General features: G+C 35.6%; 12 protein-coding genes and 1 riboswitch. Of the genes, 5 read left to right on the forward strand and 7 right to left on the reverse strand.

What is annotated here, in order from left to right; genetic code table 11:
- Nucleotides 1-16: 16 nt before the first annotated feature.
- Nucleotides 17-595 carry a histidine phosphatase family protein gene (locus MHH96_RS23425; RefSeq protein WP_047944519.1) on the reverse strand — a complete coding sequence of 193 codons (579 nt, stop codon included), beginning with the start codon at nucleotides 593-595 and terminating at the stop codon, nucleotides 17-19.
- Nucleotides 596-856: 261 nt separating this feature from the next.
- Here MHH96_RS23425 and MHH96_RS23430 point away from each other — a divergent pair, with 261 nt between their 5' ends.
- Nucleotides 857-2,062, forward strand: coding sequence for an MDR family MFS transporter (locus MHH96_RS23430; RefSeq protein WP_047944520.1), 1,206 nt, complete (start codon nucleotides 857-859; stop codon nucleotides 2,060-2,062).
- A gap of 51 nt (nucleotides 2,063-2,113) precedes the next feature.
- Here the strand turns inward: MHH96_RS23430 and MHH96_RS23435 are convergent, their stop codons facing one another.
- Both MHH96_RS23435 and MHH96_RS23440 read right to left on the reverse strand, forming a co-directional pair.
- Nucleotides 2,114-2,278 carry a hypothetical protein gene (locus MHH96_RS23435; protein WP_047944521.1) on the reverse strand — a complete coding sequence of 55 codons (165 nt, stop codon included), beginning with the start codon at nucleotides 2,276-2,278 and terminating at the stop codon, nucleotides 2,114-2,116.
- A gap of 12 nt (nucleotides 2,279-2,290) precedes the next feature.
- Nucleotides 2,291-2,554 (reverse strand): YtzC family protein, encoded by a 264-nt coding sequence (locus MHH96_RS23440; RefSeq protein ID WP_047944522.1) that lies wholly within the window; start codon nucleotides 2,552-2,554, stop codon nucleotides 2,291-2,293.
- A 196-nt stretch (nucleotides 2,555-2,750) separates the two neighbouring features.
- Between MHH96_RS23440 and MHH96_RS23445 the strand changes: the two genes are divergently transcribed.
- The 3 genes from MHH96_RS23445 to tnpA all read left to right on the forward strand — a co-directional run bounded on the left by MHH96_RS23445 (nucleotide 2,751) and on the right by tnpA (nucleotide 5,060).
- Nucleotides 2,751-3,716, forward strand: coding sequence for a TIGR01212 family radical SAM protein (locus MHH96_RS23445; protein WP_047944523.1), 966 nt, complete (start codon nucleotides 2,751-2,753; stop codon nucleotides 3,714-3,716).
- Complete coding sequence (locus tag MHH96_RS23450; RefSeq protein WP_047944524.1) at nucleotides 3,713-4,285, forward strand: tRNA (mnm(5)s(2)U34)-methyltransferase; 573 nt, start codon at nucleotides 3,713-3,715, stop codon at nucleotides 4,283-4,285. Before MHH96_RS23445 ends, MHH96_RS23450 begins: the two co-directional genes overlap by 4 nt.
- 289 nt (nucleotides 4,286-4,574) lie before the next feature.
- Nucleotides 4,575-5,060, forward strand: a complete 486-nt coding sequence (gene tnpA / locus MHH96_RS23455; protein ID WP_047944525.1) for an IS200/IS605 family transposase — start codon at nucleotides 4,575-4,577, stop codon at nucleotides 5,058-5,060.
- Nucleotides 5,061-5,190: 130 nt separating this feature from the next.
- Here tnpA and MHH96_RS23460 read toward each other — a convergent pair whose 3' ends face one another.
- Together MHH96_RS23460 and MHH96_RS23465 are read right to left on the reverse strand one after the other, a co-directional pair.
- On the reverse strand, nucleotides 5,191-6,285 hold the full coding sequence (locus MHH96_RS23460; protein ID WP_047944529.1) for a tetraprenyl-beta-curcumene synthase family protein: 1,095 nt from the start codon (nucleotides 6,283-6,285) through the stop codon (nucleotides 5,191-5,193).
- Between the two features lie 14 nt (nucleotides 6,286-6,299).
- Nucleotides 6,300-7,103, reverse strand: a complete 804-nt coding sequence (locus MHH96_RS23465) for an alpha/beta hydrolase (RefSeq protein ID WP_047944530.1) — start codon at nucleotides 7,101-7,103, stop codon at nucleotides 6,300-6,302.
- Nucleotides 7,104-7,518: 415 nt separating this feature from the next.
- Here MHH96_RS23465 and MHH96_RS23470 point away from each other — a divergent pair, with 415 nt between their 5' ends.
- A complete protein-coding gene (locus MHH96_RS23470; protein WP_047944531.1) occupies nucleotides 7,519-8,370 on the forward strand; it encodes a C39 family peptidase in 852 nt (283 codons plus the stop codon).
- On the opposite strand, the gene asnB is transcribed toward MHH96_RS23470, so the two are convergent.
- Both asnB and metK read right to left on the reverse strand, forming a co-directional pair.
- Nucleotides 8,360-10,261 carry an asparagine synthase (glutamine-hydrolyzing) gene (gene asnB / locus MHH96_RS23475; protein ID WP_047944532.1) on the reverse strand — a complete coding sequence of 634 codons (1,902 nt, stop codon included), beginning with the start codon at nucleotides 10,259-10,261 and terminating at the stop codon, nucleotides 8,360-8,362. The two genes, MHH96_RS23470 and asnB, sit on opposite strands and share 11 nt — an antisense overlap.
- A gap of 543 nt (nucleotides 10,262-10,804) precedes the next feature.
- On the reverse strand, nucleotides 10,805-12,004 hold the full coding sequence (gene metK, locus MHH96_RS23480; RefSeq protein WP_047944533.1) for a methionine adenosyltransferase: 1,200 nt from the start codon (nucleotides 12,002-12,004) through the stop codon (nucleotides 10,805-10,807).
- A gap of 316 nt (nucleotides 12,005-12,320) precedes the next feature.
- Nucleotides 12,321-12,481, reverse strand: a riboswitch (SAM riboswitch).
- Nucleotides 12,482-12,513: the final 32 nt, after the last annotated feature.

A 12,513-nucleotide genomic window follows, 5' to 3' on the forward strand; every position in this document is an offset into this window, starting at 1 on the left:
CTGCCCCTTCCAATCATTATTCAGGTATCTCCACTAAATGATCAACCAAGTTGTAATCTTTCACTTCCCAACGCTTCTCTTTATACTGAATATTGCTAATACAAGCATTTGATAAATATTTTTCTATTTTGAGCGAATCTTCTGACACTATGGTTAATAATGTATGGATAACTGCACCGTGAGCAACTAACAATACTTTTTCGTCTGGAAACCGGCAAATAACTTTTTCGAGGCCGTCCGTTAGTCTTTTTACGAGAGCTTCTCTCGATTCCTGGTTTGGATATTGGTGATCTGGATAAAGAATCGCTCGTTCCTCTCTTGTTTTTCCTTCCGCATCGCCAAAACTACGCTCCATGAATTCATCCATTTCTACTACTTCTAGTTGCAAAGCTTCATTTATAATCAACGCCGTTTGCTTTGCTCTTTTTAGAGGACTTGTAACAATGACATCCCACTCTGAATGCTTTAAATAGTCACGGCATTGTTCTGCCTGCTTCTTGCCATTTTCATTTAAAGGGATATCTGTTTTTCCTTGAATCCTTCCCAGTGCATTCCAATCTGTTTCTCCATGCCTTATTAAACATATTTTCGTCATTTATTTTATCCTCTCTCCATGCTTAATTTGGGGGTTATTACTACTTTATTAGAAAAATACTTATTTTTCAAACAAATTAAATATTAAAATTATTGTAATTGACTTTTCTTCTTAATTTACTCTTCAAAAACTCTTTTCCTCGCACTTTTCTATCAGAAAATTCCGCCTATATAAAAATGGGCACTATTCTATTGCAGGTTTGTTAAAAAGCAACTACACTTATTTTGGTATTTAAGAATAAAGTTGAAAAGGAGCATTATTATGCCTCGTTCTCTATGGCTTTTAGTTATTGGAATGGCTGTTAACGTTACAGGATCTTCCTTACTTTGGCCTTTAAATAGTATATACATTCATGAGCATTTAGGAAAAACACTTACGGTTGCAGGTTTTATTCTTATGCTTAATTCAGGAGCAAGTGTTATCGGTAATTTAATCGGAGGCATTCTTTACGATAAATTAGGGGGATATCCGTCCATCTTATTAGGAATCTCTTTAACCGCCTTTTCTTTACTAGGATTGACTCTGTTCCACAATTGGGAAGCTTATTGTACATTCTTTACGTTATCTGGTTTTGGATCAGGTATTATATATCCTAGCATGTACGCAATGGCAGGGAATGTTTGGCCAGAGGGAGGAAGAAAAGCTTTTAATAGTATTTATGTTGCGCAAAACGTTGGCGTGGCACTAGGATCAGCAATTGGCGGCTTTATCGCTTCTTATTCGTTCCAATTAATCTTCTTGTCAAACACCCTAATGTATGGGGTATTTTTCCTTATTGCCTTCTTTAGTTATAAAAACATTCAAGTAAAAGCAGATGTTCTTCCCTCTACAAATGGTACTGCTTCTAAAAGAAAGGGAAAACATTTGTTAAAAGGCAGTCCTGCTATGTATTCTCTCGGAATTTTAGGATTGGGTTATTTATTGTGCTGGATATGCTATGTCCAATGGCAAGCTACCATTTCTACCCATACACAGGAGTTAGGTATTCCTTTAACACAATATAGTTTATTATGGGCTGTTAATGGTGGTCTTATTGTATTCGGCCAACCGCTGATTTCTTTTTTCACCAAAAAAGTTTGTACATCTATAAAGAAACAAATGCTTATTGGAATCGGCATTTTTATTGTTTCCTTCCTTATTGTAGGAAAAGCGGAATTCTTTACTGGTTTTCTTGCGGCGATGATTATCTTAACAATCGGAGAAATGCTTATTTGGCCAGCAGTTCCGACCATTGCTGATAAGCTGGCTCCTAAAGGGAAGGAAGGATTTTTCCAAGGAATCGTAAACAGTACAGCAACTGGTGGCAGAATGATTGGTCCACTTGTCGGAGGCATGCTTGTAGACAGCAGTGGTATGACTTTGCTTGTGCCTATATTAGTCGTACTGCTTGTAATTAGCTTGTTTACAGCCTTTTTCTATGATTATCCAACAAAAGAAGCTTCTAAGTTAACGCCTAAAACAAATTGATATAAATGTCCCAACAGTCTTCATGCCGTTGGGACATTTTTTATTAATAAATTATTCTTGTCTTGATTTGGATTTAGCAGGCTGGCCTCCAGAATTCTCATATTTCTTTTTGGCTGCTTTTATTAGATCAACATCTTTCCCCAGCTCTACATCCTGATTATTTATCCCATTACGTGTTTTTTGTTCTGGATTATTTTTCTTCGAACGTTTATCCATTTTAATTCCCCCTTAATGCAATCTTAATGTCATTTGATTTTGCATTTGCTCTATCAATAATCGCATGCGATGCAGTTCTTCTCTTTGCTGCTGGTTTGCACTGCGATCCATCGTGTGCAAATCATTGTAAATATTCTCTAATTGCATTTGTGCATCCGTATATTCCGTATCATTAAAATGTTCCTGACGTCTTGCTGCTTCATATTGCTGCTCTGCAAAATTGATTACATCATTACATCTTTGTAGTAAGTCGCTCATGGAATCACGAGTAGCCAAAAAATAACCTCCCAACAATCTTTTCAATTAGAAGCAGATTGCTTCACAAGTAGTATCTGTCTAATGTCCCTCTCCTATTACTTCCTTTTCTTAACTGATGAAGAAATTCTGTTGGATAAAGTACTGAGTCATGTTAAAATGCTTAGGTGGAAATGACAAAAAAAAGAATTAAAATTACTTAGGAGGTTACACTGATATGAATCAGAATAACCCATTCCCATTTGCCTCTGATAATAAGAGATATCATACATGGAATTATCATCTTCGAAATGAATTCGGTCACAAAGTTTTCAAAATCGCCCTAGATGGCGGCTTTGATTGTCCGAATAGAGATGGCACGGTAGCTCATGGTGGATGCACCTTTTGCAGTGCAGCTGGTTCTGGCGATTTTGCTGGCAATCGTGTGGATAGCCTTGAAAAGCAATTCCATGATATAAAAAACAAGATGCATACGAAATGGAAAGACGGAAAGTATATGGCCTATTTTCAAGCGTACACCAATACTCATGCTCCTGTTGATGTACTTCGAGAAAAATATGAAGTGGTGCTTAAGCAGGAAAATGTCGTTGGTCTTTCTATCGCAACACGCCCAGATTGTTTACCAGATGATGTTGTCGAGTATTTAGCTGAACTAAATGAACGTACTTATTTATGGGTAGAACTAGGTCTTCAAACCGTTCATGAAAAAACCGCAAACCTTATTAATCGGGCTCATGATTTTCAAACATATGTGGAAGGCGTTAATAAGCTGAGAAAGCATAATATTCGTATTTGCTCCCATATTATTAATGGTTTACCAATGGAAACGAACGAAATGATGATGGAAACAGCCAAAAGCGTTAGCGAGCTAGATGTACAAGGAATTAAAATCCATTTGCTTCATTTATTAAAGGGAACTCCGATGGTCAAGCAATATGAAAAGGGCCTCCTGGAATTTTTAACATTTGATCAATATATATCATTGGTTTGCGATCAATTAGAAATATTACCACCAGAAATGATTATTCACCGAATTACTGGAGATGGACCAATTGAATTAATGGTTGGACCAATGTGGAGTGTAAATAAGTGGGAAGTGTTAAACAAAATTGATGCAGAATTAAAAAGCCGCAATAGCTGGCAAGGTAAATTTTATCAGGCAAATAAGAAGGTGACACAATGAAGTTAGACAGAGTCATTCCATTTGCTCATCAATTATTGGAAAAAGCAATATCGGCCGGAGATATTGCAATCGATGCTACAATGGGAAATGGTCATGATACCGTTTTTTTAGCCAATCTTGTTGGAAAAAAAGGAAAGGTATTCAGCTTTGATATTCAGGAAGCTGCTTTACTGGCGACAAAGGACAAGCTAATTAATCAAGCATTGCAAGAAGCTGCTTCTCTTCATTTGTGCGGACATGAGCATATAATGAATGTGATTCCTTCTCAGTACCACGGAAAAGTCACAGGAGCTGTTTTTAATCTAGGCTACTTACCTGGTGGGGACAAGTCGATTGTCACAAAGGCTGAAACAACTATTGCCGCAATCGAACAGCTACTTCAAATCCTGTCTAAAGAAGGAATTATTGTATTAGTGATTTATCATGGTCATCCAGAGGGAGCTATTGAACGGGACAAACTTATTACCTATGTTGAAAATATAAATCAACAGGAAGCTCATGTGCTTCGTTATCAGTTTATAAACGGCATTAATAATCCTCCTTTTATTATCGCGATTGAGAAAAAGTAGTATTAATATTTATAACTTCCTACCAAAGGATACCTTTAAAAACGAAATGAAATGGAATGGAGCTATGGACGTTTTTCTCCTGCGGATAACAAGTGCCCATAGCTCAATAGAGTAAAAATAGACAAACTCCACTTCCAGGGAGTTTGTCTATTTTTATTATAGAAAAGAAAACCCTGGGCTATGCCTAGGGTTCCAAAAAGCTTACAGCGTGGTATTAAAAAACTTCCTCTTGGTGCTAAAATATTTTTTGGTTCGCCAACCGAAAATAAATAGCCAGGAGGAAGTCCTTATGTCAAAAGACAATAATAGTTTAGCACACACAACTTGGAATTGTAAGTATCACATAGTATTTGCACCAAAATATAGAAGACAAATAATTTACGGGAAAATAAAGAAAGATATTGGGCAAATCTTACGTACCTTATGTGAGAGGAAAGGCGTGGAGATAATAGAAGCAACAGCGTGTAAGGATCACGTACATATGTTAGTGAGTATTCCGCCAAAATTAAGTGTATCAGCATTCGTAGGCTATCTAAAAGGGAAAAGTAGCTTGATGATATTTGATCGACATGCACAATTGAAATATAAGTATGGAAATCGAAAATTTTGGTGTACAGGATATTATGTAGATACGGTAGGAAGAAACAAAAAGGTAATTGAAGAATATATCCGTAATCAAATACAAGATGATATAGTCGCAGAACAATTAACAATGATGGAATATATTGATCCATTTACAGGGGAAGAAGTGAAGAAAAAGAAACGAAAAAATTAGGAGAGAAGGCCTTTGAGGTCTGGCCAGTAGAAGTAGTACAATTGGCGAACCTTTCAGTAGCCCTTTAGGGTTTGGTCAGTAATAAAGGCTTTCAGCCGCAGAGAAAACCACCCGTTCTCACGGGTGGTCCTTATTTGCTCAATGCTCTCAATGCTCCAATCGGTATTACTTTTTGAAACTTTCTATAGGCTCTTCCGTTCAGATAGAAAAAATAACCGATTGGACCAGATGTCCTTATCATGTTTTTAGCAAGTTTGCGGATATTTCGTTGCTTATTTACCTTCTCATCAGATAAATAGACGCCTAATAAACCTCTGTTAATCAGTTTATGAAATTTTTGATGAGGGAGTTTATTAGTATGGCGATCGGCTTCTGTTACAAAATGCTTTAAACGATTAAATAATTCCTCTTCATTTTTATAATAGAAACAAAAGTTTAAGTCGCCACCTATTTTATCCTCTTCTTGATCGATAAAATAGTCCAGTAAGATATGCAGTCCTTGAATATAAGGAAAATATCCATCTCGAATTAGCGCCGGATAAGAATCATCAAAATCATCACGAAATGCATAAGAGACTAAGCAAAAAATTCCTAAAGTCGAGCCAGAGCAAGCAGAAAATTCATACCACTCCATTTTAGGGACATGATTTTTATTTTTTTCAAACCAAAATTTCAGTCGAGGAATCCGTTCTTCCATTATCACATGTTTATGTATCTGTAAATCACAGTAGTAGCGGCATAATTCTAAAAGCTGTTCCTTAATGCTTCCGTAATTCTGCAGCTTTGACAGCGTATCTCTGCATGTCTTAGCTAAATCATATAAATAGCCTCCATCATCTTGATCCTCTCGATAACGATAATAATTACTTGGTTTAGCTCCAACTGTTAAAGCGTGTTCCATTGATTCATGTAAAGCAGAAAAATCTTTCGGGTCAAGCGAAGTGCTTCGATCACAAAGATTATCTAAATAATCACTTATCGTTTGGTAGGCTACAATAAATTTAATCACTTCTTTGTACTTACTCATGGCAATTAGAGCCATGATGGAGCCACCTTCACAATGAAATGTTTTATTCTCAATACTTGCTAATGCTTGTTTTCTTAATTCTAAATTAGGAATACTCCCTGCCCTTTGCGTCCAATAACTTAATTCCTGATGGACAACTGGAAAAACCTTTAAGTAAACTTTTGACATTAATGTTAATGGCATCTTTGGAACTGACATATAAAAAACCTCGCTTATACAATATAACCAATTGCTTTCAATTGACTATTAATAAAATCCTTCGTGTATTCAAAAACTTCATCTCTTTCTGGCTCATTAAAAATTTCATGATAAAACTCTGGCCATTCTTTATATCTCTTTTCAGATAATGGTATCATATTGAACCAGGTTTTTACCATTTTTTTATCTACAACTAAATCGCCGCCGCCTTGCATAAGCAAAAGGGGCAAGTCTTGCGTATTGGCTATGTCTTCAAAGGCTTTCTTTGTTGCATTAATCAATTCTCGGTACCATCTGATAGAAACTTTTGTTATATATAAGGTATCATTTGAATCAATTTCTCTTACTTCTGCATTACGAGTTGCCATATCAATCGTTAAACCGGAATTAACCCTTAGCTTTGGGGCCACTTTATTCAAGAGAAGTGATACTAAACTCATCAGCTTGGAGGGGTAATTAATCAGCCCTAAGCATGGTGAAGATAAAATCAAGCCTGCTATCTTTAATTTCTCCTGTTGGAGAAGTCTGATAGAAGCAAGGCCACCCATACTATGCCCTAATAAAAAAATAGGCAGATCAAATTGATAGGCAGCTTGAATCCAGTCTTTAATTTCTATTGTATATTCATCAAATGAATCAATATGTCCTCGATCAGATCTAGTTGTCATTCCCTGTCCAGGAAGATCTCCCATTACAACATGAAAACCAGCTAACCGAAACATTTCGATAAGCCAGCCATATCTACCATGGTGCTCCATTGCTCCATGAACAATAACAATGACCGCTTTCGCGTTTCCCTCAGCTTCCCATTTCCACATAAAAGCTCCTCCATCCCATGTAAAAAATCTAAATTAGCTTTATCCAACTTTAACAAACCAGCAAATTATTGAGAAAAAATAAAAATTTGCTTTGTAATATAATCATTATAATAAATGCGAATAAACGAAGATCAGCTTTTTTATTATGAGCCAAAGTTACTTTAATTATAGCAAATTACTTAGAAATGTACCTTTATAATACAAACCTCATCATTATTCAAAAAAAATGGTATACTAAAATGGTTTCATTTGTCGAAAAATAGGGAAAAGGAACGCAAAAATGGTTACCATTTTTTTAGAAAGTTCCCACATTAACTTAAAGAAAGGAAATTTTGTGACAATTTATATATTTTCTAAAAGAACTTTTTTTCAAGCCGATATAATTTAATAAAGAAATTGATTAGGTGATATTTAAATGGAATCAAATACAATAATAGTAATTTCATTGATTACTTTATTTTTCTTATTATATTTATTAGTAAGAAATAAACTAAGCATCTTTGTCAAAAGTCTCTATTTATTTACGATATTCGCCATGATTGCAATTAGTTTTCTACTTATAAATAGAGACGGCTATCAAGCAATTGTTTATGCGAAGGAGTTTGCCACACAGAATACTCGAAAAGCCCTCATATCCATAAAAGAGGAAACAAATTTAATAAAAGAATCTGTATTATTAGATGCGCCTATTTTAAACCAGTTACCAGAGCTTCCACGAGGCTGTGAGGTAACAAGTCTTGCTATGCTGCTTCAATATGCAGATGTAGATGTCGATAAAATGACACTAGCAAAGCAAATTAAAAAAGATACTACTCCCTATACAAGAGTCGATGGTAAAATTTATTATGGACATCCGAATGATGGATTTATTGGGGATATGTACTCATTAAGCGGTCCAGGTTTAGGTGTATACCATAAACCAATTGCTGCATTAGCGGAGAAATATTTACCAGACTCTATTGTCGATTTCACTGGATCTGATTTTGAGGAAATAAAAAATCATCTATCAAATAATCGACCTGTATGGGTCATTACAAATTCAACATTCAAAAAGTTACCAGAGAGCCAATTCCGGACATGGAACACACCAAGCGGAACTGTAAAAATAACTTATTCAGAGCACTCGGTTCTTATTACTGGCTATGATGAAACATTTGTCTACTTTAATGATCCACTTACAGGAGAAAAAAATAAAAAAGCACCCATAAAGGATTTCAAAGAATCCTGGGTGCAAATGGGAAGTCAAGCAATTACGATTAATTCTTAATTGCTACCTTTCCTTCTTTTAAATATTCCTTTTCGAAGGAATATTTTTTTTCAATATAAATACTGTGCCAAACCATGAACATCAGTACGGTCCATATTTTACGGCTATTGTCTGCTTTACCTTGACAATGGTCTTCTAGCAACTGTAGAACAACCGATTTATTTAATAAGTGATCTGTATCACTTTCTTTAATAATGTTTTTCGCCCAGTCATTCATTTCATCTTTTAACCAATGACGAATTGGAACAGGGAAACCTAGCTTTTTACGATTTAGTACATGCTCTGGAACAAAGGATTCTGCTGCTTTTCGTAAAATATATTTTGTTGTACCATCCGCCGTTTTTAAGGAAGTAGGAATTTTAGAAGCAACCTTAAAGACCTCTTTATCTAAAAATGGTACCCGTAATTCTAGTGAATGAGCCATCGTCATTTTATCCGCTTTTAATAAAATATCCCCACGCATCCACGTATGAATGTCAATAAACTGCATACGATCCACAGGATCATACCCTCTGCTTTCTTCATATAATGGATTAGTAATATCACGATAATGCAAACCATTGTTGTAGACAGAAAGTAGTTTTTCTTTTTCCAACTCAGAGAACATTTTCGCGTTTCCAATATATCTTTCTTCCATCGGTGTAACTCCGCGTTCAATAAAACTTTTTCCTTTCACGCCTTCTGGAAGAATATTTGCTACAGCTCGTAACAATTTTTTTCCGACATTCGGAATTTTATTAAATACTTCAAGAGATTGTGGTTCCCGATAAATATTATATCCACCAAATAATTCATCTGCACCTTCTCCAGATAGAACAACTGTTACATGCTTTCTTGCTTCACGGGCAACAAAATATAATGGCACACAAGCTGGATCTGCTAAAGGATCATCCATATGCCACATAATTCTCGGAATTTCGTTCATATATTCCTGTGGAGTAATGATATAACTAATATTTTCTAATCCTAATTTATCAGCTGTTTCTTTTGCTACATCGATTTCACTGAATCCATTATGTTCAAATCCTACAGAAAATGTTTTAATGTTTGGATGGAATTCCTTGGCAATACTGGCAATAATGGATGAATCAATGCCTCCTGAAAGGAATGATCCAACAGGAACATCACTTCTCATATGCATTTTCACACTATCAAACAACACATCTTTAATTTCTTTTGTATACTCGTCCTCTTGCTTTACAACAGGTTTAAAGGATGCTCTCCAATAACGTTTAATCTCCATTGGCTTACCAATTTTTTTGGTAAAATAATGGCCTGGTTCTAGCTTTTTAATTCCCTCTGACATCGTATAAGGCTCAGGAACAAATTGATAGGTTAAATAATGCTGCAGAGAACGATAATCAATAACATCACTTTCTAATGCCAATGATATACTTTTCTTCTCAGAAGCAAAGTATGTTTTCTCTCCGTCATCAAAATAAAAGAATGGTTTAATTCCAAACGGATCGCGTGCTCCATATAATGTTTCTTCTTGTTTATCCCAAATGATAAAAGAGAACATACCACGTAATTTCTCTACCGCTTTTTCCTTTTCATGGCTATATAAAGCAATAATTACTTCTGTATCTGAATTTGTTTGGAAGGTCAATCCCGCCTTCACTAACTCTTCTCTTATTTCTAAATAGTTATATACTTCTCCGTTAAAGATTATCCAATAACGTTCATTTTCATATGTTAAAGGCTGATGCCCACTTTCAATATCGATGATACTTAATCGGCGAAAACCGAATTGAATGTGGTTATCATAATAATATCCTTCATCGTCAGGACCTCTATGTGTTATAACACGATTCATTCCTGCAAATAGTTCTTTTTGTTCTTCTTGAAAGTTCTGTGCTTTTTCATGTACACAGCCAACAAAACCACACATATTGCTCTCACCTTCTCCATTTCTTTTCCTACATGCATTGAGACATCTATAACTAACTCATTGTTCTAATAGCAGAACTATAATCAATTTTTTACTATACGCTTAAATAGAATAGATGTTAATAGGTAATAAGTTTTATAAAATCTTCACTTAGTCTTCTATTTTAACATAAATAGTGTAAATATATAAATCAGTTATTAGCATTTCCATCCTTATTTTTTATACATGTAAAACAATTGTCATCATTAAGTATTAGACGAAAAAAAAAGAAAGAAGTTACACTTTCTTGTAACTTCTTTCAGATTAACCGCAAACTCCTGTATTTTGGAAGAAGAAGTTTGAGTATAGCATATATATTAATCACTTTGAATCGGAATGCTGCTTTCCGTGAGCACGCGCTGAGCCGCAGTTTGCCTTCAACCTGCAGGGGCTCAGACTGTCTCGCTAATCCCACAGGAGTCTCACCCCTACCACTTTAAGCAATGCATGAAATTGTAATGCTAATTTTCATATACCCTTTTTGTTAACAAAAAGAAATAATTTTTATGCTTCTACTGCTTTTTTTACTAGCTCTGCTCTATCTGTACGTTCCCATGGTAGATCGATGTCCGTACGGCCAAAATGTCCGTAAGCGGCTGTTTGTCTGTATATTGGTTTGCGAAGATCGAGCATTTTAATAATTCCTGCTGGGCGCAGGTCAAAATTTTCACGAACTGCTTCTACTAGTTTATCTTCTGAGACAATCCCTGTGCCAAACGTATCAACAGAAATAGATACTGGCTGCGCTACGCCGATTGCATACGCTAATTGTACTTCTACTTTATCAGCTAATCCTGCAGCGACAATATTCTTTGCTACATAACGTGCTGCATAAGCTGCGGAACGGTCAACTTTTGTTGGATCCTTTCCTGAAAACGCTCCACCGCCGTGCCGTGCATATCCACCATATGTATCAACGATGATTTTACGTCCAGTTAATCCAGCATCACCTTGTGGTCCGCCGATCACGAAGCGTCCAGTAGGATTAATAAAATACTTCGTGTTTTCATCGATTAATTCAGCTGGTACAACAGGATTGATTACATATTCCTTAATATTGCGCTGAATTTGTTCTAATGTCACTTCAGGATGATGCTGTGTGCTAATTACAATTGTATCAATGCGCACTGGTTTATTATTCTCATCATATTCGACTGTAACTTGTGTTTTACCATCTGGACGTAGATATGGTAAGATTTCTTCTTTTCTAACCTCAGCTAGTCTTCTTGATAATTTATGTGCTAACGAAATGGGTAAAGGCATAAGTTCCTTAGTTTCATTACATGCAAATCCGAACATTAAGCCTTGATCTCCTGCACCAATTGCTTCTATTTCCTCATCCGTCATCTTACCTTCACGAGCTTCTAGAGCTTGGTCTACCCCTAATGCGATATCAGCGGATTGCTCGTCAATAGAAGTTAATACTGCACTTGTTTCTGCATCAAATCCATACTTTGCACGTGTATATCCTATTTCTTTAATCGTTTCACGAACAATTTTTGGAATATCCACATATGTAGAAGTAGTTATTTCACCTGCAACGAGTACTAGACCTGTTGTTACAGAAGTTTCAGCAGCAACTCTTGCATTAGCATCTTTAGCCAATATAGCGTCCAAAATAGCATCTGAAATTTGATCACAAATTTTATCTGGGTGACCTTCAGTTACCGATTCAGAAGTAAACAAGCGACGTTTTGTTGACATCTGATTTCCTCCTTATTTTAGAAAAAAGTAGAGTGTGGTTTCTTCCTGCACTCCTTAACCTTATCTTGATACGGTACTCATTCCCTAGATAGTATGAAGTAAAAATGGCGTTTTTATCCGAAGTCAATTCCGTGCATTATTATATGTAAAACTGAAAAAATGTTTAAAAATATAATATATATAACGAAGATTTTTGTTTCTAATAAAAACACACATCTAAAAATATACATTTTTATAAAAGATAAATAATTCATTTTACACAAAAAACCTTTTCATTAGTGAAAAGGCTCCTAGTAAAATCAATTCGCACCTTTCACTCTTATCGTTCAAGGAAGAATTTCCTTGCTTCAGGTTAGCACCTTTCCTAAGAGAATGTCTGTCCCATTACATGTAAACATGAATGATTCAGTAATTTTCTTCACATAGTAGGTTGCTGGGTTTCATCGGGCCAGTCCCTCCACCAGCTCAGGATAAGAGAGTATCCGTTCAAGGTAAAATGATAGCTTAAT

Source organism: Niallia sp. FSL K6-0212 (assembly GCF_038007605.1).
In the GTDB taxonomy this organism is placed as follows: domain Bacteria; phylum Bacillota; class Bacilli; order Bacillales; family Cytobacillaceae; genus Niallia; species Niallia circulans.

Excerpts from the sequence above, each read along its gene's own strand:
- MHH96_RS23425 (WP_047944519.1), bottom strand. The coding sequence starts at position 595 with ATGACGAAAATATGTTTAATAAGGCATGGAGAAACAGATTGGAATGCA.
- MHH96_RS23430 (WP_047944520.1), top strand. The coding sequence starts at position 857 with ATGCCTCGTTCTCTATGGCTTTTAGTTATTGGAATGGCTGTTAACGTT.
- MHH96_RS23435 (WP_047944521.1), bottom strand. The coding sequence starts at position 2,278 with ATGGATAAACGTTCGAAGAAAAATAATCCAGAACAAAAAACACGTAAT.
- MHH96_RS23445 (WP_047944523.1), top strand. The coding sequence starts at position 2,751 with ATGAATCAGAATAACCCATTCCCATTTGCCTCTGATAATAAGAGATAT.
- MHH96_RS23450 (WP_047944524.1), top strand. The coding sequence starts at position 3,713 with ATGAAGTTAGACAGAGTCATTCCATTTGCTCATCAATTATTGGAAAAA.
- tnpA (WP_047944525.1), top strand. The coding sequence starts at position 4,575 with ATGTCAAAAGACAATAATAGTTTAGCACACACAACTTGGAATTGTAAG.
- MHH96_RS23460 (WP_047944529.1), bottom strand. The coding sequence starts at position 6,285 with ATGTCAGTTCCAAAGATGCCATTAACATTAATGTCAAAAGTTTACTTA.
- MHH96_RS23465 (WP_047944530.1), bottom strand. The coding sequence starts at position 7,103 with ATGTGGAAATGGGAAGCTGAGGGAAACGCGAAAGCGGTCATTGTTATT.
- MHH96_RS23470 (WP_047944531.1), top strand. The coding sequence starts at position 7,519 with ATGGAATCAAATACAATAATAGTAATTTCATTGATTACTTTATTTTTC.
- asnB (WP_047944532.1), bottom strand. The coding sequence starts at position 10,261 with ATGTGTGGTTTTGTTGGCTGTGTACATGAAAAAGCACAGAACTTTCAA.
- metK (WP_047944533.1), bottom strand. The coding sequence starts at position 12,004 with ATGTCAACAAAACGTCGCTTGTTTACTTCTGAATCGGTAACTGAAGGT.